The sequence below is a fragment of the Paenibacillus sp. DMB5 genome (genome assembly GCF_001517085.1).
GTDB lineage: Bacteria > Bacillota > Bacilli > Paenibacillales > Paenibacillaceae > Paenibacillus_AQ.
In genome coordinates this window covers 1-23,277 of sequence record NZ_LRAC01000164.1, presented here as the reverse complement: position 1 = coordinate 23,277, position 23,277 = coordinate 1, and the positions used below count along the sequence as shown (strand labels likewise).

The 23,277-nt window shown below is 51.6% G+C and carries 20 protein-coding genes and 3 pseudogenes; all 23 read left to right on the top strand.

Going from position 1 to position 23,277, the window contains the following annotated elements; genetic code table 11:
* Nucleotides 1–449: 449 nt before the first annotated feature.
* On the top strand, nt 450–1,196 hold the full coding sequence (locus tag AWJ19_RS30715) for a vWA domain-containing protein (protein ID WP_068729237.1): 747 nt from the start codon (nt 450–452) through the stop codon (nt 1,194–1,196).
* Nucleotides 1,186–2,124 (top strand): serine/threonine protein kinase, encoded by a 939-nt coding sequence (locus tag AWJ19_RS30710; RefSeq protein WP_068729235.1) that lies wholly within the window; start codon nt 1,186–1,188, stop codon nt 2,122–2,124. Before AWJ19_RS30715 ends, AWJ19_RS30710 begins: the two co-directional genes overlap by 11 nt.
* Nucleotides 2,125–2,199: 75 nt before the next feature.
* Nucleotides 2,200–3,642 carry a tRNA lysidine(34) synthetase TilS gene (gene tilS, locus AWJ19_RS30705; protein WP_068729233.1) on the top strand — a complete coding sequence of 481 codons (1,443 nt, stop codon included), beginning with the start codon at nt 2,200–2,202 and terminating at the stop codon, nt 3,640–3,642.
* Nucleotides 3,643–3,687: 45 nt separating this feature from the next.
* A complete protein-coding gene (gene hpt / locus AWJ19_RS30700) occupies nt 3,688–4,227 on the top strand; it encodes a hypoxanthine phosphoribosyltransferase (protein WP_039868902.1) in 540 nt (179 codons plus the stop codon).
* A gap of 110 nt (nt 4,228–4,337) precedes the next feature.
* On the top strand, nt 4,338–6,392 hold the full coding sequence (ftsH, locus tag AWJ19_RS30695) for an ATP-dependent zinc metalloprotease FtsH (protein ID WP_068729231.1): 2,055 nt from the start codon (nt 4,338–4,340) through the stop codon (nt 6,390–6,392).
* A 312-nt stretch (nt 6,393–6,704) separates the two neighbouring features.
* Complete coding sequence (gene nadA, locus AWJ19_RS30690) at nt 6,705–7,643, top strand: quinolinate synthase NadA (RefSeq protein ID WP_068729229.1); 939 nt, start codon at nt 6,705–6,707, stop codon at nt 7,641–7,643.
* Between the two features lie 39 nt (nt 7,644–7,682).
* Nucleotides 7,683–9,298 (top strand): annotated as a pseudogene (nadB, locus tag AWJ19_RS30685) (L-aspartate oxidase).
* Nucleotides 9,288–10,162, top strand: a pseudogene (gene nadC / locus AWJ19_RS30680) (carboxylating nicotinate-nucleotide diphosphorylase). Before nadB ends, nadC begins: the two co-directional pseudogenes overlap by 11 nt.
* Nucleotides 10,159–10,926 carry a type III pantothenate kinase gene (locus AWJ19_RS30675; protein ID WP_042171879.1) on the top strand — a complete coding sequence of 256 codons (768 nt, stop codon included), beginning with the start codon at nt 10,159–10,161 and terminating at the stop codon, nt 10,924–10,926. The pseudogene nadC and the gene AWJ19_RS30675 overlap by 4 nt, the downstream one beginning before the upstream one ends.
* 47 nt (nt 10,927–10,973) lie before the next feature.
* On the top strand, nt 10,974–11,858 hold the full coding sequence (gene hslO / locus AWJ19_RS30670) for an Hsp33 family molecular chaperone HslO (protein WP_068729227.1): 885 nt from the start codon (nt 10,974–10,976) through the stop codon (nt 11,856–11,858).
* Between the two features lie 9 nt (nt 11,859–11,867).
* On the top strand, nt 11,868–12,410 hold the full coding sequence (locus AWJ19_RS34460; RefSeq protein ID WP_157890118.1) for a hypothetical protein: 543 nt from the start codon (nt 11,868–11,870) through the stop codon (nt 12,408–12,410).
* The gene (locus AWJ19_RS34455; RefSeq protein ID WP_082708216.1) at nt 12,386–12,811 is read left to right on the top strand and encodes a peptidylprolyl isomerase; all 426 of its coding nucleotides are present in this window, start codon (nt 12,386–12,388) and stop codon (nt 12,809–12,811) included. Before AWJ19_RS34460 ends, AWJ19_RS34455 begins: the two co-directional genes overlap by 25 nt.
* Nucleotides 12,812–13,007: 196 nt before the next feature.
* Nucleotides 13,008–13,946: a cysteine synthase A gene (gene cysK, locus AWJ19_RS30660; protein ID WP_068729225.1), complete on the top strand. Its 939-nt coding sequence runs from the start codon at nt 13,008–13,010 to the stop codon at nt 13,944–13,946.
* A 272-nt stretch (nt 13,947–14,218) separates the two neighbouring features.
* A pseudogene (locus AWJ19_RS30655) lies at nt 14,219–15,840 on the top strand (anthranilate synthase component I family protein).
* Entirely contained in the window at nt 15,837–16,418 is a 582-nt protein-coding gene (gene pabA / locus AWJ19_RS30650) for an aminodeoxychorismate/anthranilate synthase component II (protein ID WP_068729223.1), read from the top strand. The pseudogene AWJ19_RS30655 and the gene pabA overlap by 4 nt, the downstream one beginning before the upstream one ends.
* On the top strand, nt 16,415–17,296 hold the full coding sequence (locus AWJ19_RS30645; RefSeq protein WP_068729221.1) for an aminotransferase class IV: 882 nt from the start codon (nt 16,415–16,417) through the stop codon (nt 17,294–17,296). The genes pabA and AWJ19_RS30645 overlap by 4 nt, the downstream gene beginning before the upstream one ends.
* Nucleotides 17,293–18,150: a dihydropteroate synthase gene (folP, locus tag AWJ19_RS30640; protein ID WP_068729219.1), complete on the top strand. Its 858-nt coding sequence runs from the start codon at nt 17,293–17,295 to the stop codon at nt 18,148–18,150. The genes AWJ19_RS30645 and folP overlap by 4 nt, the downstream gene beginning before the upstream one ends.
* Nucleotides 18,151–18,199: 49 nt before the next feature.
* Nucleotides 18,200–18,562 carry a dihydroneopterin aldolase gene (gene folB / locus AWJ19_RS30635; protein WP_068729217.1) on the top strand — a complete coding sequence of 121 codons (363 nt, stop codon included), beginning with the start codon at nt 18,200–18,202 and terminating at the stop codon, nt 18,560–18,562.
* Between the two features lie 9 nt (nt 18,563–18,571).
* Nucleotides 18,572–19,123 (top strand): 2-amino-4-hydroxy-6-hydroxymethyldihydropteridine diphosphokinase, encoded by a 552-nt coding sequence (gene folK / locus AWJ19_RS30630; protein ID WP_068729214.1) that lies wholly within the window; start codon nt 18,572–18,574, stop codon nt 19,121–19,123.
* The gene (locus AWJ19_RS30625) at nt 19,075–19,284 is read left to right on the top strand and encodes a helix-turn-helix transcriptional regulator (RefSeq protein ID WP_068729212.1); all 210 of its coding nucleotides are present in this window, start codon (nt 19,075–19,077) and stop codon (nt 19,282–19,284) included. Before folK ends, AWJ19_RS30625 begins: the two co-directional genes overlap by 49 nt.
* 62 nt (nt 19,285–19,346) lie before the next feature.
* Nucleotides 19,347–20,360 (top strand): tRNA dihydrouridine synthase DusB, encoded by a 1,014-nt coding sequence (dusB, locus tag AWJ19_RS30620; protein WP_068729210.1) that lies wholly within the window; start codon nt 19,347–19,349, stop codon nt 20,358–20,360.
* A 345-nt stretch (nt 20,361–20,705) separates the two neighbouring features.
* Nucleotides 20,706–21,185, top strand: coding sequence for a transcription elongation factor GreA (gene greA, locus AWJ19_RS30615; protein WP_068729207.1), 480 nt, complete (start codon nt 20,706–20,708; stop codon nt 21,183–21,185).
* Between the two features lie 140 nt (nt 21,186–21,325).
* A complete protein-coding gene (gene lysS, locus AWJ19_RS30610) occupies nt 21,326–22,840 on the top strand; it encodes a lysine--tRNA ligase (protein ID WP_068729205.1) in 1,515 nt (504 codons plus the stop codon).
* Nucleotides 22,841–23,277 lie beyond the last annotated feature (437 nt).

Sequence of the window (23,277 nt, the reverse complement as noted above, 5' to 3'; positions counted from 1 at the left end):
AGGCAGAGTCAGGTATTCTATCAAAGGGTTAAAAGCCTGCTTTCCGTAGGCTCATCTTCGGCGGGTCCATTCACTAGACCCGCCCGTCTTTGCTCTGCCCCCTTTTCAAATGCCGCTGTTTAGGCAGTTTGCTTCATGTGGTTACTTTAAAGTTAAATCTACGGAACGGAGAGGAATTTTGGAGCTGTAGAAGCGGTAGCGTTCGCCTAAAAGCTTTCCGCAGGAAAGCTCGCTTCGGAAGCATTGGCTGTCCTCCGATTTCAACCGCAAAGAGCGGTTCTAATTAAAGAAATCGGAGGACAACAGCGATCGGAAGCCCAAAAGTTCCTCGTAGTTCCCCTAGGTTCGCCTTAATTGTTATCATCTATTTTGCAGCCTAAGCGGCGTTTGAAATCTCTCAACCTTGGATATGCTAGAAAAGAGACAAGGCAAAGGGGAGTGAACGGGTTATGAGACAAATTCTGCTCATTACTGACGGTTGTTCAAACGTGGGGGAAAGTCCGGTGATGGCTGCGGCGCATGCCCGGCAGGAGGGAATCACCGTAAATGTTGTCGGGGTGGTCGACTATGGAACGATCGGGGAGCTGGGCAGCCGGGAGATTGCCGACATCGCCAAGGCCGGCGGGGGCTTAAGCCGGATTGTCGGTACACCGCAGCTTGCACAGACGATGCAGATGATGACGCGGAAGACCGTGGTTCAGACCATTCAGCAGGCGGTTAATAAAGAGGTAAAAAAAATTCTGGGTGAAGGCTCACTGGAGGATTTGCCACCGGCCAAGCGCTCACAGGTGGTAACGGTGGTGGATGAGCTTACTGAAACAACGCCTCTGCGCATTGCCCTGCTTATTGATGCAAGTGCCAGCATGAAGCCCAAGCTTGCAGCTGTAGAGGAAGCAATCCGTGACCTGGCGCTTAGTCTGGAAGCCCGTGAAGGGCGCAGCGAAATTGCCGTATTTCATTTTCCGGGGCGGTCCAGCAGCGAGGAGGCAACGCTTGATATGGACTGGAGCAGCAATGTATCGGAAGTCCGCTCTCTTTTCAGCAGGCTAAAGATGAGGGGCGCAACTCCGACCGGGCCGGCGATTTTCAGGGTGCTTGAGCATTACCGTTATGATAAACTGGATGAACACCGCGACCGCTATGAGAGCGGAGAGCACGATGAACGAGAAGGGATGATTGGTGGGTATGTCGTCTAATCCACCCTATCCAGTAGGCACGGTAATTACAGGCAAATGGCGGGGGAACCGCTATGTCGTCGAACGGATGCTGGGAAAAGGGGCGAACGGAACCGTATATCTCGTACAGCGGGAAGGCAGACGGGAGAAGTATGCGCTAAAGGTCGGTAACGATACCCTTGAGCTGCAGTCCGAGATCAATGTGCTGACCTCTCTGCAGTCCTGCCGCAAACGCAGCGAACACCGGGCGCGCCGTGAGTCTCCGTTGTCCTCGTTCCTGCTGGAATCTGACGATTTCAAGGATGGCGTCAATGAACCTTTCTACGTTATGCGTTATGTGGAGGGACGGCCGCTGCACCGTTTTCTGGCCAGACAAGGACCCTCCTGGCTGGGGCTGGTCGGACTTCGGGTGCTGGAGAAGCTGCAGAAGCTGCATGAATGCGGCTTTGTATTCGGTGACCTGAAGCCGGAGAATGTTATGGTATCGGATTACGGGGAGGCCGAGCTGATCGACTACGGCGGTGCAAGCCCGATGGGCCGCAGTGTGAAGCAGTTTACCGAATGGCATGACCGCGGGTTCTGGAATGCCGGCAGCCGTACGGGGGACGAGAGCTACGACCTGTTTTCTTTTGCTGTATTATGTCTGCGTCTTCTAAATGAGGATGGGCTCAAGGCATGCGCCCAGCAGCTTCCGCAGACCCGGAATGTAGAGGATCTGCTGCGCCTGGCCAGAAATCTCCCTGACAAGAAGCTGTCCTCCTGGCTGTGTCTGGCACTCAAGGGCGGGTTCCCGGGATCGGCGCAGGCGGCGGCTGTATGGAAGCAGCATGTCTACGGCCAGCGGAAGCCGGCCAAAGAGACAGTGGCTACACCGCGCTGGCTCAAGAACGCGTTTATGTTATCACTGTTTGTACTGGCTTTTACAATTTACTGGGTAATCCGGTTTTGACATTATACATACGATCCGGGGCTGAGCATGAAGCTGAAGCACCTGTATATCAACAGGCAGGAAAGGAAGCCGTAGATGGAGCAGATGAATGGACTGGTGCAGTCTGTAATGGAGTCCGCGGCAGAGCATGAGCTGTGGGCGCCCCATGACACTCTTATAGTCGCAGTTTCCGGAGGGCCGGACTCTGTGGCTCTTTTGCGTATCCTGCATGAAATATCCCGGAAATGGACACCGCTAAAGCTGGTATGCGCCCATGTAAATCACGGGTTCAGGGAAGAATCAATTGAAGAGGCCGGATTTGTCCGGGCGCTTGCGGGTGAACTGGGGATACCGTTTGAGCTGGCCGAGTTCGATATTCCCTCAATTGCCAAGGGCAGCGGATTAGGACCGGAGGGGACTGCCAGGGAGAAGCGGTATGGGTTTCTGATCGAAACAGCCCGCCGTTACGGGGCGCGTGCGGTCGCGCTGGCACATCATGCGGATGACCAGGCAGAGACCGTGCTTATGCGGCTGCTGCGCGGAAGCGGTCCCTCGGGACTGGCCGGTATGCGCTGGAAAAGAACCGAAAAAAAGGTGGAACTCATCCGCCCCTTCCTGCGTATTAACAAAACAGCTCTTATCGGGCTTTGCCAGGAGCAGGGATATCCGTACGTTCTGGATGCCAGCAATCTGCTTACTCATTATCAGCGGAATGCGGTCCGGCTGGAGCTGCTGCCCATGCTTGAGAAATATAACCCCAAAGTGAAACAGTCGCTCCTTCAGCTGTCCGAAATTACCGGGGCTGAAGATGAGTTTATGGAGGCGAAAGCGTTAGAATGCTTTGAAGAGCTGGTTTTGGCGGAGCATGGCAAATACACCTTGCAAAGAGCTGCATTTGCGGCCGTGCCGTCCGCTTTACAACGGCGTTTGATTAAACTAATATTAAATTATCTGTCGGCGGATGCTTTATCACCTGATTTTTTAAAGATTGAAGCAGTACGCCGGGGAACGCTGCAGGAACACCCCACCGTCTGGACTCTGGACTTGGGTGGAGGGCTGATCTGTGTGCGGCAGTATGATACCATTGTATTCTCGTCCAAGCCTCAGCAGCGGCAGGTTAGCTATACATATCGGTTGTCCTTGCCCGACTCCCGCCTTGAAATCGCGGAGATTGGGAAAACAATGACGATGACGGTGCTGGAGAGGGAAAGTTTTGCTTTACAGGGGGAGGATTTGGGGAAGACATCAGCCTGGTTTGACAGCAGGGTGCTGGCCATGCCGCTGACTGTCCGTTCCCGATTGCCTGGAGATACCATAAGGGTTATGGGATTAAACGGAAGCAAAAAGGTAAAAGATATTTACATTGACGATAAAATACCTTCTTCCGAACGTTCTAGAATTCCCCTCGTTTGTGATGCTGCAGGCAATATCGTCTGGATTCCGGGCGTTAGACGCTCGATGCATGCCGCAGTAGGGCGGCACACGGCCTCGGTTCTGCTTTTGACTCTGGAGGAGCTGGAGAAAAGCGAAGAAGCGTAATGGTCGAAGTAAGTCTTTCATAGTATAACTTAGGAGGTTCGCAAGTTGCAGAATGATATTCAGGAAATCTTGATCAGCGAAGAGGAAATTCAACAAAGAATCAGGGAGCTTGGCGCCCAGCTGAGCGAAGAATACGCAGGACGCACGCCTTTAGTAATTTGTGTACTCAAGGGCGCGTTTATCTTTATGGCAGATCTGGTTAAAGTGATTACAGTACCTGTCGAAATGGACTTTATGGCGGTATCCAGCTATGGCGGCACGACCAAATCATCCGGTATAGTCAAAATTATTAAGGATCTTGATACTTCGGTCGAAGGCCGTGATGTTCTGATTGTTGAGGACATTATCGACAGTGGCCTTACGCTCAGCTATCTGATCGACATGCTGCAGGGCCGTAATGCTGCTTCCATTAAAGTAGTAACTTTGTTCGACAAGCCGTCAGGCCGTGCAGTGACTCTTGAAGCTGAATATACCGGCTTTGTGATTCCTGATGCCTTTCTGGTGGGCTATGGTCTGGACTATGCCGAGCTGTACCGGAACCTCCCTTATGTCGGTGTGCTAAAGCCTGAAATTTACACCAAATAAACTATTCGACAGCCTTAGATCCACGGATCAGATTCCCGGGCCTGATGTTATTTGAGGACTCCGGGCAGGCTATGGTACAATAACTTGAGCGTTGTGAGAGGAGGTAGGGGATGAATCGGTTCATCCGGAATTCTGGTTTTTATTTGATTTTATTTTTAGTCGTGGTGGGCATTGTCCAGTTTGTCAGCAATGGAAATGAATCCGCCGATTTCCCTAGATACGATGAGTTACGACAGGAGATCAAAGCCAACAATGTGAAGAGCATGACGATTCAGTTTGAAGGTAACGCTTTTCTGGTTACCGGCGAATACAAAAATTTGCCGACTGATACCAAATCGAAAAACTTCTCCACATATGTACCTCCTACAGATGCAGCGATTAATGAGCTCATTGCCGCCAGTGATTCCAACGGCGTCGAGCTGACCCAGAAGAAAATGGAGGGTGACAGCATCTGGCTGACATTCCTTTCTTCCATTATCCCGCTGGTTATTATGTTCATCCTGTTCTTCTTCCTTTTCAATAATGCACAGGGCGGCGGCGGCAAAGTAATGAACTTTGGCAAGAGCAAAGCCCGCCTGTACAACGAAGAGAAGAAGAAAATCAGCTTCGAGGATGTTGCCGGTGCTGATGAAGAGAAACAGGAGCTTGTTGAAGTCGTTGAATTCCTGAAGGACCCGCGCAAATTTGCTGCAGTGGGTGCCCGTATCCCCAAAGGGGTGCTGCTTGTCGGCCCTCCAGGTACAGGTAAAACCCTGCTGGCCCGTGCAGTTGCCGGTGAAGCAGGCGTTCCGTTCTTCAGTATCTCCGGTTCTGACTTTGTAGAAATGTTTGTCGGTGTCGGTGCTTCCCGTGTACGTGACCTGTTCGAGAATGCCAAGAAGAACGCGCCATGTATCATTTTCATTGATGAAATTGATGCAGTGGGCCGTCAGCGCGGCGCCGGACTGGGGGGCGGACATGATGAACGCGAACAGACACTCAACCAATTGCTCGTCGAAATGGACGGCTTTGGCGGCAACGAAGGCATTATCATCGTCGCGGCAACCAACCGCGCAGACATACTCGATCCGGCGCTGCTCCGTCCGGGACGTTTCGACCGTCAGATTACGGTTGACCGCCCTGACGTGAAGGGCCGTGAAGCTGTACTGAAAGTTCATTCCCGCAACAAGCCGCTGACCAAGGACGTTAAGCTTGATGTCATTGCGAAGCGTACTACCGGATTTACCGGGGCTGACCTGGAGAACCTGCTTAATGAAGCAGCCCTGCTCGCTGCCCGCCGCAACCGCAAGGATATCGGCATGCGCGAAGTAGATGAAGCGATTGACCGCGTAATCGTGGGTACTGAGAAGCGCAGCCGCATTATCAGCGACCGTGAGAAACGCATCGTAGCTTATCACGAAGCAGGCCATACCATCGCAGGATACTTCCTGGAGCATGCCGATATGGTTCACAAGGTTACCATCATCCCGCGCGGACGCGCAGGCGGATATGTCATCATGCTTCCTAAGGAAGACCGTATGCTGGTTACCAAGCAGGAACTGCTTGATAAAGTAACAGGACTCCTCGGCGGACGTGTAGCCGAAGAAATGTTCATTGGTGAAATCGGCACTGGAGCATATAGTGACTTCCAGCAGGCAACAAGCATCGTGCGCAGCATGATTATGCAATACGGTATGAGTGACAAGCTGGGGCCAATGCAGTTCGGCACTTCCCAGGGCCAGGTATTCCTGGGCCGTGATATCGGACATGAGCAGAACTACAGTGATTCCATCGCATACGAAATTGATCAGGAAATGCAGCGCTTTATCCGTGATTGCTATGAACGCTGCCGTGAGCTGCTGACTAAGTATTCCAAGGAAATGCACCTGATTGCAAACACCCTTCTTGAGAAGGAAACACTGGAGCTTGATCAGATCAAGGAACTGATTGAACAGGGTTACCTGACTGAAGACGGCAAACCGGCTGAAGTAGAAGGTGTTACGCATGAAGGCGGCGAACCTGTTATTGATTCGATCGGAGATGTACGGGTCCGTATCCAGGGCAAAACTGACGAAACACCATCGTCCCTGCCTGATCTGACCAAGGACATTCCGAACAAGCCGGATTCCGGAGAAGGTAATGATCCGAACGGCGGCAACAAAGACGGAGGCGGCAACCTCGTCTAATCCAATAAGAAGCCTGTAAGAATGGCGCACCGGAGAACCTGAGGGTTCTCGGTTTTTTATGGAATAACAGGCAGGTAAGCATGACCGTTTTTCAATCGTCGCTCTGACATTTTGTTACCACTGGGGCGTACTGTGAATGGTTCGTTACATTGACAGTGGGGGTAACGTTGTGTACATTAGTGATTAACTATTAAATATTAGAAGATCCATGATATAGCAGAGCCGGGTGGCTGTGCAGACCAGTATGGAATAGGGATTTTATAAGGATTGAACGGCAATACAAGCCACTAGAATTAAGGGGGACAATTAACCGTGGAAGCTCTGGCGCTTGAGCGCAAGCAGGAACAGAACCGCGAACTTCGTGGGCGCCTCGAACAGCTTAAGAAAGAACGTAATGCAATTATTCTGGCTCATTATTATCAGCGTGACGAAATTCAGGAGGTAGCGGATTTCCGGGGTGATTCTTTTTTACTTGCTCAAAAGGCAGCAGAGACGGATGCAGAGGTCATTGTTTTCTGCGGCGTTCACTTTATGGGGGAAAGCGCTAAAATTCTTGCTCCGAACAAAACAGTACTCATTCCAGACGAACGCGCCGGCTGCCCGATGGCTGATATGGTCAATGTAGACGGACTCCGCAGGCTCAAGGCTCAGCATCCGAACGCCAAGGTAGTCACTTATATCAACTCATCTGCTGAGATTAAGGCGGAGACGGATATTTGCTGTACCTCGGCCAATGCGGTCAGAGTCATTGAATCGCTTGATGCGGAAGAGATTATCTGGGTGCCCGATAAAAACCTGGGCCATTATGTTCAGGAAAAGACCGGAAAGAAACTGATTATCTGGGAAGGCTACTGCAACACTCATGACATGCTTACAGTTAAAGATGTTATTGAAATGAAGGCCAAATATCCGGAAGCCGAATTTGTTGTTCACCCGGAATGCCGGCCGGAAGTTGTTGCAATGGGGGATTATGTGGGGAGCACCACCTCAATTATCGATTATTGTCGGAAATCGGACCGCCGGCAGTTTATCGTTGGAACAGAGGATGGAACGGGCTATCAGCTGCGCATGGACAGTCCTGATAAGGAGTTCCATTTTGCAACCAAATTCCTCGTATGTCCTAATATGAAGGTTAATAATCTAAAGAAGCTGGTTAAGTGCCTGGAGACGATGAAGCCGCAGATTTACGTACCGCCCGCTGTCGCCGACAAAGCCAGAACCTCCCTAGAGCGCATGCTACAAGTCCGGTAGCATGCGCTACTCTTTCGTTGAAACAGGTGAATAGCGGTCATGATTCCACAATATTTAGTAGATTTCGATGTTCACGGGCTTCCTTCAGTAAAAACAGACGTAATTGTAATCGGTTCAGGTATTGCAGGACTGTTCACTGCCATCAAAGCCGCTGAGGACCGGAAAGTTATAGTACTTACCAAGAAGTCGCTGATGGAGAGCAATACCCGGTATGCACAGGGCGGAATTGCTGCGGTCTTTTCGGAAGAAGACTCTCCGGAGTATCACCGGCAGGATACCCTGATGGCGGGTGCCGGGCTGAACTCCTCTGCTGCGGTGGATGTTTTAGTTAATGAGGGTCCGGAGGGTGTGCGTGAGCTGATCCGGCTGGGCACTATATTTGATGAAGAGAACGGTGTACTGGCTTTAACCCAGGAAGGGGCTCATAGCCACCGCCGTATTTTGCATGCCAATGGTGATGCTACCGGATATGAAATCGTACGTGCGCTTATAGAGCAGGTCAAGCAGGACAGGAATATTGAAGTCTGGGATGATCATTTTGTCATCGATCTGATTACGGAACAAGGCGAATGCGCTGGAGCCCTGGTACAGCGGCCAAACGGCGAAAGGCTGTTTCTGCAGGCAGATGCTACCGTTCTCTGTTCGGGGGGAGCGGGGCAATTGTACCGCTACACCACTAATCCTGAGGTAGCTACAGGTGATGGGGTAGCCATTGCTTACCGGGCAGGAGCCCATGTACGGGATATGGAATTTATCCAGTTTCATCCGACAGCACTCTGTTATCCCGGAGCACCACGCTTTCTGATTTCGGAGGCAGTTCGCGGCGAGGGTGCCGTACTGCGTAATATACACGGGGACCGTTTCATGGAACGGTATCATGAATTGCTTGAGCTCGCACCGCGCGATATTGTGGCAAGGGCCATAGTCAGTGAAATGGAGCTGACCAAATCCACCTTTGTTTATCTTGATATTACCCATGAGCCGGCTGATATGGTGAAGCACCGTTTTCCGACCATTTATGAAACCTGCATGAGCTACGGACTCGATATTACAAGTGACTGGATTCCAGTGGCTCCTGCTGCGCACTATATGATGGGGGGAATCAAAACCGATCTGAACGGGGAGAGCAATATCGCCCGCCTGTTTGCCTGCGGAGAAGTATCTTCAACCGGAGTACAGGGGGCTAACCGGCTGGCCAGCAACTCCTTGTCTGAAGCTATAGTGTTCGGACGGCGGATTACAGAACGCATCCGTGAGCTTGCTCCGGCCGACTGGACCAGCCTGTCAGCGGGCTGCAATGAAGGACGCACAGAATCACCGATTCAGGCTATTGTGGAACGCCGGCTGAAACTTCAGAAGGTAATGGTCCGTTATGCGGGACTGCGACGTAATGAGGGAATGCTGAATAAAGGGTTGGATGAGCTGAAGCGCAGCTGCCGATTTTTAATGCCGCACTTACAAAGCGCGAGGAATATGAGTTTGCCAATATGCTTACCTGCAGTCTGCTGATCACTGAATCAGCACTCGCACGGCAGGAGAGCCGCGGAGCCCATTACAGGGAGGATTATCCGCTGCGCGATGATGCGAAGTGGCAGAAACATCTGCTTCAGATCCGTGATCTGGGCATAGTGGAGGAATTTAGTGATGATGTTTAATGGATATAATGAAGAACTGGTACAGTTGATAAAAAGCTGGCTACAGGAGGACGTGGGTTCAGGCGATATTACAACCCGGACCACTATACCAGCCGGCCACGAGTCCAAAGGAATTATTCATGCAAAGGAGGCCGGTGTGATCTGCGGTCTGCCTGTAGCAGAGCTGGTATTTGAAGTCGTTGACCCGTCGCTCGTGTTCACCCCGCTGGTTCAAGAAGGGCAGAATGTGTCTAAAGGAACGATAATTGCTGAAGTGGAAGGAAGCACTCATGCTATTCTTACCGGTGAGCGGCTTGCACTTAATCTTATGCAGCGGCTGTCGGGAGTTGCTTCTCGGACTGCGGCGTTTGTAGAGCTATTGGATGGCTTGCCGACGCGTCTGGTCGATACTCGCAAGACTACACCGGGCCACCGGATGCTGGAGAAGTACGCTGTGCGTGTCGGAGGCGGGGCAAATCACCGGTTCGGCTTATACGATGCTGTAATGATTAAGGATAATCATATTAAGGGAGCCGGGGGTATTCTTCAGGCTGTGGGGCGGCCCGGGCCAATATTCCGCATACCATGATGATTGAGGTGGAAACAGAGAGCCTTGAGCAGGTAGAGGAAGCCCTTACAGCAGGAGCGGATATTATAATGCTCGACAATATGGAGCCTGAACTGATGAAAGAAGCCGTCAGAAGAATCAAGACCAAATCGCCTCATGTCAAAACGGAAGCTTCCGGCAATGTGTCTCTGGAGACAGTGCGCCGTATCGCGGAATCAGGTGTAGATGTGATTTCTGTCGGCCGGCTGACGTACTCCTTCAACAGTCTGGACATCAGTCTGGACCTTAACGCCCGGAAGGAGGGGCCGCTGTCATGATGCTTGCAGTTGATATCGGCAATACTAATATTGTGCTCGGCATATACCGTAAGCGTGAGCTGCTGCATCATTTCCGGCTCAGTACGGCCCGCCAGTCCACAGTCGATGAATATGGCGTGCTCATTCACAATCTGTTCCAGATGTCGAATATCTCCTTCAAGGATGTGGAGGGTGTCATTATCTCTTCTGTCGTGCCTCCGCTTGTTCAAGTAATTGTGGAGATGTGTGTAAAATACATCGGTAAAGATCCCCTGCTTGTCGGTCCCGGCATCAAGACCGGACTTAACCTGCGTTATGAGAATCCCCGTGAAGTCGGGGCTGACCGGATTGTTAACGCAGTCGCCGCTATCGAGCAGTACAAATGCCCGCTTGTTGTTGTAGACTTCGGGACAGCGACTACCTTTGACTGTATTGATGCCGGTGCCAACTACTTGGGCGGAGCCATTGTCCCGGGACTGGGTATTTCCACGGAAGCCCTCTATCAGCGGGCATCCAAGCTGCCGCGGATTGAGCTGGAGAAGCCGAAGAAGGTAATCGGGCGCAATACCGTACATGCCATGCAGGCCGGGATTATTTTTGGATATGCCGGACAGGTTGAGGGGATTGTGCGGAGAATCAAGCAGGAGATGAATGCTCCGGTGCTTAAGGTGATCGCCACTGGCGGACTGGCTACCCTTATTGCCGGGGAAACGGACTGTATAGACGAAGTGAATCCAATGCTCACACTAGAAGGTCTGCGCATTATTTATGACCGTAACCAATAAAGATAAAGAAGCCTGAATCAGGCTCAGAGACAGGAGGGTATGACCCAATGGAAAAGAAAAAAGACCGGCTGGTCCGGGGAACTGCGCTGCACGGCAGAGTCCGGGCATTCACTGTCCGGACAACAGAGCTTGTTGAGGAACTGCGGCGCAGACATGATACTTACCCGACAGCTACGGCTGCACTGGGCCGTACAGTAACCGCTGCAGCCATGATGGGTGCCATGCTCAAGGGAGAAGAGAAGCTTGCGGTGATGGTTAAAGGTAACGGGCCGATCGGCCAGATTACAGCTGAATCCAATGCCCGCGGGGAAGTGCGCGGCTATGTAAGCAATCCGCATGTTCATCTGCCGAGCAACAGTCTTGGGAAGCTGGATGTTGCAGGTGCCGTAGGAACAGAAGGGTTTATTGATGTCAGTAAGGATTTGGGGCTCAAGGAGCCGTATCGCGGCAGCGTCCCGATTGTGTCGGGAGAGCTGGGCGATGATTTTACTTATTATTTTGCGATTTCAGAACAGACACCGGCGGCGGTCGGGCTGGGCGTATTGGTTGAAGCCGACAACTCGGTCCGTGTGGCCGGCGGCTTTATTATTCAGCTGCTTCCGGGTCTTACCGATGCGGAAATCAGCGAAATTGAGCAGACGCTGAGCACGATGCCCTCGGTTACGGCCCTGCTTGATCAGGGACTTGAGCCGGAGGAGATGCTGACTTATCTTTTACCGGAAGCGGTAATCCTTGATGGGCTGGATATTGTGTTTAAATGTCAATGCTCGCGGGAACGGGTGGAGCAGACACTGATCAGCCTGGGCCAGCATGAGCTGGAACGGTTAATTGAAGAAGATGATCAGGCGGAGGTTGTATGCCATTTTTGCAACGAAGCCTATTTATTTAATAAAGATGAAATGCAGGCGATCCTGGATCAGGCAAGATCGTAGGCCTGTAGGATGATGACTAGACAAGAGCGCGCACTGCGCAATACGGTTGTTATTCTTGCGGTCGGTACAATGGTGCTCGGGGGACTGCTTTTCTGGAGCCTGCGGGCAATGGCTGTCCTCAAGGGAGATGCTGCAGAAGGGGAGTCTGCGGATGTGGCGGCTGCAGGCGGACAGCGGATAACGGACCGGGAATGGATGGATGAGCTTAAAAAAAAGCATGGAGATGAAGTTCTTCTGGCTATGCTCAATCACATTGTAGTCGATAAAGAAGCTAAAGCGCTCGGCATCAAGGTAACAGAGGCAGATATTGAGGAGGAACTCAGGCACAGCATGGCCGGATACAGCTCAGAAGAACAGTATTACGCTCAAATGCAGTCAGAGCTCGGGTTATCCCGTCAGGAGATCCGCGAAGAGGCCGTTTACCGGCTGACCCTTCAGGCGGTAGCTACAGAGGGCATAATGATCGGCGATACAGCTATCGATGAATATCTGGCAGAGAACGCCGAGCGTTTTGCACCCAAGAAGCAATGCAGCTGGCTATCATTAGAGTAGGTACCTACGAAGAGGCGGATTCGGTAATGGACCGGCTGGAGCAGGGTGAGAATTTCGCTGCCCTGGCCAGAGAGGTATCGACTGATCCTGAAAGCAGGGAGCATGGCGGAAGCATCGGCATGGTAGAGGAGAATGACCCGTTCTGGCCGGCGGAGCTGCTCCAGACAGCAGCCGGGCTTGAAGCGGGCGATATCGCTGGTCCCTTGCCGGCTGGTGAAGACTATGCCGTAATCCGGCTGGAGAGTATTGTTGATCCGCCCCGGGATGATGAAGCTCAGATCAGAGCACAGGTGCGGCGTGAGCTGGCGCTTGAGCAGGCAGCACCGTTACAGCAGGTGGAAAGCGACCTGCGTAAGAAATATGAGACAGCGATATATGTTGACAATAGCCTGCAAGATTGATAATATGAGGATAAATGTAAAACCTACTGTTTTAGTCGGGAATGATCGGCGGCGGATGATCCAAGACAGCCGCTAAGACAGCGTTATAACTTGGCGCTGCGGTAATAATATCCTGGTGCAGGAATTACATGCTGAAGACATCCGTCACAAGTTACGTACTCATATATCATTTAATATTCCAAGGAGGTTTTTGCTCATGGCTAAAGTCGTTAACAGTGTAACAGATCTGATTGGTGGCACACCGCTCGTCCGTTTGAACCGGATTGCTCCAGAAGGTTCTGCAGAGATCTACCTGAAGCTGGAATACCAGAACCCGGGCTCCAGCGTTAAGGACCGCATTGCCCTCAGCATCGTTGAAGAAGCTGAGAAGGAAGGTCTGCTTAAGCCGGGCGGAACAATTGTAGAAGCTACAAGCGGCAACACGGGTATCGGACTTGCGCTGGTTGCAGCTGCCAAGGGTTATAAGGCGATTATTGTTATGCCTGAAACGATGAGCCTTGAGCGACGGAACCTGCTGCGTGCCTACGGTGCTGAACTCGTGCTGACTCCGGGCTCGGAGGGTATGAACGGTGCGGTTAAGAAGGCTGAGCAGATCCTGGCCGAGAACCCGGACTACTTCCTTGCAGACCAGTTTAAGAACAAGGCCAATCTGAAGATCCACCTTGAAACTACAGGTCCTGAGATTGTTGAAGCCATTGAATCCATTGGCGGTCCTCTCGACGCTTTTGTTGCAGGTATTGGTACAGGAGGAACGATCTCCGGCGCGGGTGAAGTGCTGAAGAAGCAATATCCAGGCGTGAAGGTATATGCGGTAGAACCTGCAGCTTCCCCGATCCTGGCCGGCGGCAAACCAGGCCCGCACAAAATCCAGGGGATCGGTGCGAACTTCATCCCTGAGATTCTGAACCAGAATATCTACGATGAAATTATTCACGTTGAGAATGATGAAGCATTCGAAACGGCTCGCCGTGTTGCCAAAGAAGAGGGCGTACTGTCCGGTATTTCATCCGGTGCGGCTGTGTTTGCAGCTCTCAAAGTAGCCAAAGAGCTTGGCGCAGGCAAAAAAGTGGTTGTTGTCATCCCAAGTAACGGTGAACGTTACCTGAGCACACCGCTTTACAACTTCGAAGCCTAAGTTACTAAATAACGTTTACTGGAGCCTTCCTATCCGCTTGTACAGGGATAGTGAAGGCTCTTTTTAATAGTACATGTTTTTGGGTTTCCGCAACTTCCTAAATTCGCTATATGTAAAAGTCCCGCTTAGTGGAGATATTTAGATTTACACGATTCCCGGTTATTTTTGCAGAAAACTGCGATCAGGGGTTTCAAACCAGCCGGAAGTACAGTATACTGACAGGCAATAAACGTGAATATGCTTACGAATCACATATTTTTAGGAGGATAGCTTTGGAGATCTTAACAGCGTATCAGGATTGGAAGCAATGGAACACCGGGAACTGGAGTCTTCTTCCATTAATTATACAATCCCCACAGGTCCAGCCGGGTCTGCCCGCCTCCTGGACAGGCGCCTGGAAGCAGGCCTCCCCTTACTCGGTAGTACTGGAGAGCGGTAAGGGCGGACGGTTCACTTATCTCGGGCTGCAGCCGGTTTCCGTGCTTGAAGGGAAGGATGGACGGGCTAAAGTGCTCCGGCTGCAGGAAGCAGCCCTGAGCGCCGCCGCCGGCGAGAACGGACCTGGAGAGCTGCTGGGCAAGCCGCTGGATGTGCTTCACAGCTGGATGAATGAATTTACTTCACCACGCCTGGAGTTGCCCGGTCTGCCTCCGTTTACAGGCGGCTGTATCGGTTTTCTCAGCTATGATGTAGTCCGCTCTCTGGAAGTGCTGCCTTCACTGGCTGAAGATCATCCGGGGTTCCCTGACTACCTGTTTATGCGCTTTGAGGAGCTCTGGATCTATGACAGCCAGGAAGACAGGGTTTATTGCACAGTTCATGCTCCATTAACGGAGGAGGCCAGAAGGAATCCTTCTGCTCTTCAGACGCTTTATGATGAGACAGTGGTACGCGCCGAAGAAATGCTGAAGCAATGGGAGCTGCTCTGTGCAGCTTCAGTACCCGAAGAACACTCGCAGACAGAAGCCGGACGCATTGTTGCGGCAATTGAAGAGAACGTCAGCCTGACCGGACAATGGCCGGGCATGCAGTCAGCCTTTTCTCCGGAGCAGTTCCAGCAGGCTGTGCTGGATGTCCAGGAATACATCCGCCAGGGCGATGTATTTCAGGTAAACCTCTCGCTGCGCCAGGAGGCGCAGCTGAAGTCTCCGCCGGAGGATGTTTATGAATGGCTGCGCAAGCTTAACCCGTCCCCGTACATGGGGCTGCTCCGCTCGCCCGGCTTCGCGCTCTCCAGCGCATCGCCGGAGCTGCTCGTCAAGCTGCACGGGGACAAGATCAGCGCCCGCCCCATTGCCGGCACCCGGCGCCGGGGGCTCACTCCCGCGGAGGACGCCGCCATGGAGGCGGAGCTACGCGGGAGTGAGAAGGAGATCGCCGAGCATGTCATGCTTGTCGATCTGGAACGCAACGACATCGGCCGTGTCGCTGCGTACGGGTCGGTCAGCGTGCCTGAGCTGCTGACGTCGAGCGATACTCGCATGTCATGCATCTCGTCTCGCAGGTGGAGGGGCGCATCGCCTCCGGCAAGGATGCTTATGATGTCATGGCCGCCTTGTTTCCCGGCGGCACCATAACCGGTGCGCCCAAGGTGCGCACGATGGAGATCATCGAGGAGCTGGAGCCGGTCCGCCGCGGTCCCTATACAGGCTCGATGGGCTGGATTGACTATAACGGAAATATGGAATTAAATATTATAATAAGAACACTGGCAGTCAAGGATGGAGTGGGCTATATTCAGACAGGCGCAGGTATCGTAATTGATTCCGATCCGTACCGGGAGTACCGGGAATGCCATAACAAAGCCAAAGCAGTGGTAAAGGCGGTTCTCTGCAGCGAGCTGCAGCACGAATCCCAAGCCGCGAGCGGAGCCAAAGGGGGAGCAGCATTATGATCTTGGTTATCGATAACTATGATTCCTTTACCTACAACCTGGTGCAGTATTTAGGCGAGCTGGGGGAAGAAGTAAAGGTGCACCGCAACGATGAGATTACAATCGGGGAGATAGAAGCAATGGCGCCCGACCATATTCTGATTTCACCGGGGCCATGCACACCGAATGAAGCGGGTATCAGCCTCGAGCTGCTGCAGCACTTCAAGGGGGTAATCCCTATTTTTGGCGTATGTCTCGGCCATCAGGCAATCGGTCAGGCTTTCGGCGGCAATGTGATCCGTGCGGAGCGTCTGATGCATGGCAAAACATCGCCGATTCACCATAACGGCACCTCCGTCTTTGAAGGGATGGAATCACCGTTTACCGCTACAAGATATCACTCGCTGATTGTAGAGCGCGAGAGTCTGCCGGACTGCCTGGAGATTACCGCCGAGACCGCCGAAGGTGAGATTATGGCACTGCGTCATAGGGAATACCCGATTGAAGGCGTGCAATTCCACCCGGAATCCATCATTACCGATCATGGACACACCATGCTCCGCAACTTCCTGAAACGGAGAGCCGGAGAACCGGCATGAAATATATAGGATTAAACCATATAGCAGTTGAAGCCAAAGACGCCGTGGTGTCCGCTCTGGATCACGGCTTTTTGTACGGCATGGGCCTGTTTGAAACCTTCCGCACCTATAACGGGATTCCTTTTCTGCTGCAGCGGCACCTGGACAGGCTGGCTGATGGCTGCAGACAATTAGGAATACCGTTTGAAGCAGATGGAGTTTCCATGCGCAGTTGGATTAAGCAGGTAATGGATGCCAATGAGCTTCAGGATGCCTATATCCGGTATACCGTTACTGCGGGTGAGGATCTACTGGGACTTCCTTCCGGAGAATACAGCAAGCCTAATCACCTGCTGTATATCAAAGAGCTGCCCAAGTTGAACCCGTCGCTATACCTGGAAGGCAAAGGGCTGCAGCTGCTGAACACAGCGCGCAACACACCGGAAGGCCCGGTACGGCTGAAGTCACTGCACTATATGAATAACATTCTGGCCAAGCGGGAGCTGGCTCGCTACCCCTCAGCCGCCGGCGGGGCGGAAGGGTTGATGCTGACCGCACAAGGTTTTGTTGCCGAAGGGATAGTCAGTAATATCTTCTTCATTAACGAGGATGTACTCTATACCCCGGATATTTCAACAGGCATCCTGCCGGGAATTACCCGGGAAATGGTACTCATGCTGGCCCGGGAAGCCGGTTTGCAGACTGAGCAGGGCTTCTACCAGTGGGAGCAGCTGCTTGCGGCTGATGAGATCTTTTTGACGAACTCGATACAGGAGCTTGTTCCTGTAACTATTCTGTGGCAGGACAACGAGCCTTATCAAGCAGGTAAAGGCTATTGCGGAAGGTACACAGCCGAACTGATCAGGTTATACAGAGAAAGGACGGAAGCGCTGAGATGAAACCTGTGATCTATAAACGGACCTACCGTTTTCCAGACAGCATGCTGACCCTGGGGAGCCGGACATTAATTATGGGTATCCTGAATGTAACGCCCGATTCCTTTTCGGACGGGGGTCTCTGGAATGAACCGGACCGGGCAGTGGAGCATGCGCTGCAGATGGCGGCGGAAGGAGCCGATATCATTGATATAGGCGGAGAATCTACGCGGCCGGGGCATGAGCCAGTAAGTATGCAGGAGGAGCTTGACCGGGTGCTGCCTGTAATTGAGAGCATTCACCGTGCAGCTCCCCAGCTGGTTCTTTCTATAGATACGTATAAGGCAGAGGTTGCCCGTCAGGCTATAAAGGCGGGAGCGCACATCATTAATGATGTGTGGGGGGCGAAGGCGGACCCGGATATGGCATCAGTAGCCGCTGAAGCCGGATGTCCGATCATCCTGATGCATAACCGCCATGACCGCAACTATCAGGAGCTGCAAGCCGATATGGCTGCTGATCTGCAGGGCAGCATTGAGCTGGTGTTAGCGGCTGGGGTCAAGCCGGAAAACATTATTCTTGACCCGGGGATTGGCTTTGCCAAGGATTATTCCGAGAATCTGCAGGCGATGATGGCGCTCGACAGTCTGGCTGCAATGGGGTATCCGGTCCTGCTGGCAACCTCGCGCAAAAAATTCATCCGCACCGTACTGGATCTCCCGGCCGATGATGTTGTAGAGGGTACTGCTGCGACAGTGGCTTTTGGCATTGCCCAAGGCTGTCAGATCGTGCGGGTGCATGATGTAGCGAGAATCAGACGTACCGTACAAATGTGCGATGCCATGTTATATTCCTCCCGGCCGCAGGTCCGGGAATAGCCCGGATAAGAGCGGCGGATTATTTTAAATATGAAGGCAGGTACCCGATATGGATAAAATGAAGCTGCACCGCATGGAATACTATGGATATCACGGGGTGTTTGAAGAGGAACGCAAGCTCGGCCAGCGCTTTTATGTGGATCTGGAACTGGAGCTTGACCTTCAGGCAGCAGGGCAGAACGATGATCTCACCCAGACCGTAAACTATGCCGAAGTGCATTACACAGTCAAAAATATTGTCGAAACAAAGTCCTTTAAGTTAATTGAAGCTTTGGCGGAACATATTGCATCCGTGTTACTGGACACTTATACTATTATCAATGCGGTAACGGTTAAAGTGACCAAGCCGCATCCGCCGTTCGACATTCATTTTGAGGGTGTGACCGTAGAGCTGCGGAGAACGAGAAAGTGAGACAAGTCCATGAACATACACTCCGCCTCTGAGGCATCAGAGGCTTATATTGCTTTAGGGGCTAATTTGGGTAACCGTGAGGCGACTCTTAAGGAAGCCTTACACAGGCTTGACCAGCATGAAGCTATAGAAGTATTGCGCTGCTCCAGAATTTATGAGACAGAGCCGGTCGGTTACCTCGATCAGCCGCAGTTTTTGAATATGACTGCTGCACTCCGCACTACGCTTGCACCTGAAGCTCTGCTCCAAGTAATGCTGGAGATTGAGAATCAGCTTGGCCGTGTACGGGATATCCGTTACGGTCCGCGGACGGTGGATCTGGATTTGTTGTGGGTGGAAGGCCAGACCTTGGATACACCGGATTTAACGCTGCCGCATCCCCGTATGATGGAGAGGGCATTTGTACTGGTCCCGCTGAGTGACATTGTGCCGCAGGATCAGTCAGGGGCTTCGCTTCACAGCAAGCTTGCTGCAGCGCTTCAAGAATTGGACGGAAAGGAAGGAATGCGCTTGTGGACATCAAACGAATGGGAAGACGGGTCAGAGCATTCCGGAAACTGAAAGGCTATACCCAGCAGCAGCTGGCGGATTCTGTCGGAATTTCTCTCGCCGTACTGGGTGCAGTGGAGAGGGGAAACCGGCGCTTAGAGGATGAAATTTTAAATAAAATTGCGGATGTTCTCGGCGTATCAGCCGAAGAGCTGGCCGATCCTTCGATTTAAGCATACGCCTTTAACATGCGTAGAGTTTTATATACAACAGCACAGTAAGGAAGTGAATGAGCATGCTGAAAATAGGCAGTATTGAAATGAAGAACCAGGTCGTTCTGGCACCGATGGCCGGCGTATGCAATCCGGCGTTCCGCCTGATCGCCAAAGAATTCGGCACAGGCCTGGTCTGTGCGGAAATGGTCAGTGACAAGGCGATCCTGCATGGCAACAAGCGTACGCGTGAAATGCTGTTTGTCGATGAGCGGGAGAAGCCCCTTAGTCTGCAGATTTTTGGCGGCGACCGGGCGTCATTGGTCGAAGCGGCCAAAGTAGTCGATAAAGAGACTAACGCAGATATTATTGATATTAATATGGGCTGCCCTGTACCCAAGGTAACCAAGTGTGATGCCGGTGCCCGCTGGCTTCTGAACCCCGATAAGATTTATGAGATGGTATCAGCTGTTGTAGAAGCGGTTGATAAGCCGGTTACTGTCAAAATGCGAATCGGATGGGACAGCGAGCATATTTTTGTCGAAGAGAATGCGCGTGCTGTCGAACGTGCCGGAGGCCAAGCGGTCAGCGTGCACGGGCGTACCCGTGAGCAGCTCTATACCGGACGTGCCGACTGGAACTATATCAAAATGGCCAAGGAAGCCGTATCCATTCCGGTCATCGGCAACGGTGACGTCAATACACCTGAGGACGCGCGGGCGATGCTTGACCAGACCGGCTGTGATGGCGTAATGATCGGCCGCGGAGCACTGGGCAACCCGTGGATGCTGTACCGGACGGTACAGTATTTGAGCACAGGCGAGCTGATGCCCGAGCCTGGAGCAGAAGAGAAGATCAAGGTAGCCATTCTTCATATGGATCGTCTGATCGCCCTCAAGGGAGAAGCTGTAGCTGTACGCGAGATGCGCAAGCACCTGGCCTGGTATCTCAAAGGCTTCAGAGCTGCAGCACGGGTGAAGGATCACATCATGGAAGGAACAGAGCGGGATGAGATGGTGCGGATTTTGCATGATTTTGTCGCCCAGCTCAAGGATGAAGAGGATCAGAACAACGAAGCTGCGCTTATAGCGTTGTAACGGCATAAATAAAAGGGACAGGTGCGGGCTTTGCATCTGTCCTTTTTTTCAGGTGCAGAGTTTCTGTTGATTACTCAATTGTCACTAACCAGGAGAATTGGGAATAAACTCTTCCATGATAAATGTCGAATAATAAGATGATCAAGAAACTTTAACAGGGCAAATGCCCGAATAAACGGTGTTTCTCGTACATCATTGACATTTAGTAACGGTTCCAATATAATTTCACAGTATAAAATCGCCGTTACAGCAAGTGTTAATGCAGCAGGGAGGGTTCTGATCCCTCCGGATTCGCATATAGTATGGTGTTTTCAATAAATGTATACGACAGGAGAATCGGTTGAGATGAGCGATAAAGAAGTCATCCTTACGCCGGACGGACTTAAACGTCTGGAAGAAGAACTGGAGACCCTCAAATCTGTTAAGCGCCGTGAAGTGGCCGAGCGGATTAAAGTGGCAATCGGATACGGAGATATCAGCGAGAACTCGGAGTATGAAGACGCGAAGAACGAGCAGGCTTTTATTGAAGGCCGTATCATTACTCTTGAAAAAATGCTTCGCAACGCCCGGATTATCAACAGCGACGAGATTCTTACCGATGTGGTAAGCGTAGGAGTAACTGTAAGCGTTGAAGATCTGGAGTATGGCGACGTAATGGAATACACAATCGTCGGAACAGCAGAATCGGACCCGCTTAACAACAAGATTTCCAACGAAAGCCCGGTTGGCAGAGCCATTATGGGCAAAACAGTCGGTACAGTCGTTGATGTGAGTGTTCCTGCAGGCGTTATTCAATATAAAATTCTTGATATCACAATGAAGTAACTAACCGTTACACCCCTGAAAGCTTCCTTAGGGAAGCTTTTTTCGGATTTTGCTCTGAAACGGACTGCCCTTGCTCTAGGCCTGGGGAGCCGTTTCTTCTTATGTATATGACATGATGGTTTTAGAGAGGATGAACGAACATGACCGAGGAATTGAATACGGTAGAGAGTACGGAGAATGAGCTCAGCGAGCTGCTGCGCATCCGGCGTGCCAAATTGGACGAGCTGCGTGCACTGGGAATTGACCCGTTCGGCAAGAAGTATGAGCGTACAGCAGGCGCCGGGGATCTTCTGGCTAAATATGACGGACAGACCAAGGAAGAACTGGACGAGCTTAATCTTGATGTAAGCATTGCCGGCCGTATTATGGCCAAACGGGTTATGGGAAAAGCCAGCTTCGCCCACATACAGGATCTGAGCGGAAAGATTCAGATCTATGTGCGCCAGGACAGCATTCCTGAAGAGCAGTATGCGGCATTCAACGTGCTTGATCTGGGAGACATTATCGGCGTACGCGGAACGTTGTTCAAGACCAAAACAGGTGAAACCTCTATTAAAGCAAGCAATCTTGAGGTTTTATCCAAATCGCTGCTTCCGCTGCCTGAGAAATATCACGGCTTAAAGGATGTTGAACTGCGCTACCGTCAGCGCTATGTTGATTTGATCATCAACCCTGAGGTTCAGCAGACGTTTATTGCCCGTTCACGGATTATCCAGTCGATGCGCCGTTATCTGGACTCGCTGGGCTATCTTGAAGTGGAAACTCCGACGCTGCATGCTATTGCCGGGGGAGCTGCTGCGCGTCCGTTCATTACTCACCACAATACGCTGGACATGCAGCTGTATATGCGAATTGCCATTGAGCTTCACTTGAAGCGCCTGATCGTCGGCGGTCTGGAAAAAGTCTACGAAATCGGACGCGTATACCGTAACGAAGGGATTTCAACACGCCATAACCCTGAATTTACAATGATTGAGCTGTACGAAGCTTATGCCGACTACAAAGACATTATGCAGCTGACCGAAAATATGATTGCCCACATTGCCCAGGAGGTTCTCGGCAGTCAGAAGATCAACTATCAGGGACATGAAGTTGACCTGTCGCCGGGATGGCGCCGTGTTACTATGGTTGATGCTGTCAAGGAAGTTACAGGCGTTGACTTTGGCGTTCATATGACTGATGAAGAAGCGCAGCGTCTGGCTAAGGAACACCGTGTTCCGGTTGAAAAGCATATGACGTTTGGCCATATCCTGAATGCCTTCTTCGAGCAGTTTGTTGAAGAAACGCTTATTCAGCCTACGTTTGTTATGGGGCATCCTGTTGAAATTTCGCCGCTGGCGAAGAAGAACGATCATGATCCGCGGTTTACAGACCGTTTTGAGCTGTTTATTGTAGCCCGTGAGCATGCAAATGCGTTCAGCGAGCTTAATGATCCGATTGACCAGCGCCAGCGTTTTGAAGCCCAGATTCACGAAAAAGAACAGGGGAACGACGAGGCTCATGAGATGGATGAAGACTTCATCCGTGCGCTTGAGTATGGCATGCCGCCAACAGGCGGACTTGGAATCGGCGTGGACCGGCTGATTATGCTGCTTACCAATGCTGCTTCTATCCGTGATGTACTGCTATTCCCGCATATGCGTAACAAAGACTAATCACACAATACCCGGGGCTGCGCGAGCAGCTCCTTTATTGTATTGGAATATCAGCCTGCATTAGTGGAATAGTACAGGATTTTAAAATAATGCTTGCATTCTATTTCTGTACATGGTATATTCTTATTCCGGCCAAGAAATGATGAAAAGCATCGACGCCAAGCTCGAAAAAAGAAATTAAAAAAAGAGCTTGCAACGAACGACCGGATGTGATATAGTATAAGAGTTGCTGCTGACGAGAACATCGACAGTGACAACGAGCTTGATCTTTGAAAACTGAACAACGAGTGAGTATCGGAAATCACTTCGGTGATTCCAAATTAGAGAATGTAACATTCTCGTCAGATGTTTCAAAATGAGCGAATCGCTCTTTTCAATAACTTTATTGGAGAGTTTGATCCTGGCTCAGGACGAACGCTGGCGGCGTGCCTAATACA

Excerpts from the sequence above, each read along its gene's own strand:
- AWJ19_RS30715 (WP_068729237.1), top strand. The coding sequence starts at position 450 with ATGAGACAAATTCTGCTCATTACTGACGGTTGTTCAAACGTGGGGGAA.
- AWJ19_RS30710 (WP_068729235.1), top strand. The coding sequence starts at position 1,186 with ATGTCGTCTAATCCACCCTATCCAGTAGGCACGGTAATTACAGGCAAA.
- tilS (WP_068729233.1), top strand. The coding sequence starts at position 2,200 with ATGGAGCAGATGAATGGACTGGTGCAGTCTGTAATGGAGTCCGCGGCA.
- ftsH (WP_068729231.1), top strand. The coding sequence starts at position 4,338 with ATGAATCGGTTCATCCGGAATTCTGGTTTTTATTTGATTTTATTTTTA.
- AWJ19_RS30675 (WP_042171879.1), top strand. The coding sequence starts at position 10,159 with ATGATGCTTGCAGTTGATATCGGCAATACTAATATTGTGCTCGGCATA.
- hslO (WP_068729227.1), top strand. The coding sequence starts at position 10,974 with ATGGAAAAGAAAAAAGACCGGCTGGTCCGGGGAACTGCGCTGCACGGC.
- AWJ19_RS34460 (WP_157890118.1), top strand. The coding sequence starts at position 11,868 with ATGATGACTAGACAAGAGCGCGCACTGCGCAATACGGTTGTTATTCTT.
- AWJ19_RS34455 (WP_082708216.1), top strand. The coding sequence starts at position 12,386 with ATGCAGCTGGCTATCATTAGAGTAGGTACCTACGAAGAGGCGGATTCG.
- cysK (WP_068729225.1), top strand. The coding sequence starts at position 13,008 with ATGGCTAAAGTCGTTAACAGTGTAACAGATCTGATTGGTGGCACACCG.
- pabA (WP_068729223.1), top strand. The coding sequence starts at position 15,837 with ATGATCTTGGTTATCGATAACTATGATTCCTTTACCTACAACCTGGTG.
- AWJ19_RS30645 (WP_068729221.1), top strand. The coding sequence starts at position 16,415 with ATGAAATATATAGGATTAAACCATATAGCAGTTGAAGCCAAAGACGCC.
- folP (WP_068729219.1), top strand. The coding sequence starts at position 17,293 with ATGAAACCTGTGATCTATAAACGGACCTACCGTTTTCCAGACAGCATG.
- folB (WP_068729217.1), top strand. The coding sequence starts at position 18,200 with ATGGATAAAATGAAGCTGCACCGCATGGAATACTATGGATATCACGGG.
- folK (WP_068729214.1), top strand. The coding sequence starts at position 18,572 with ATGAACATACACTCCGCCTCTGAGGCATCAGAGGCTTATATTGCTTTA.
- dusB (WP_068729210.1), top strand. The coding sequence starts at position 19,347 with ATGCTGAAAATAGGCAGTATTGAAATGAAGAACCAGGTCGTTCTGGCA.
- greA (WP_068729207.1), top strand. The coding sequence starts at position 20,706 with ATGAGCGATAAAGAAGTCATCCTTACGCCGGACGGACTTAAACGTCTG.
- lysS (WP_068729205.1), top strand. The coding sequence starts at position 21,326 with ATGACCGAGGAATTGAATACGGTAGAGAGTACGGAGAATGAGCTCAGC.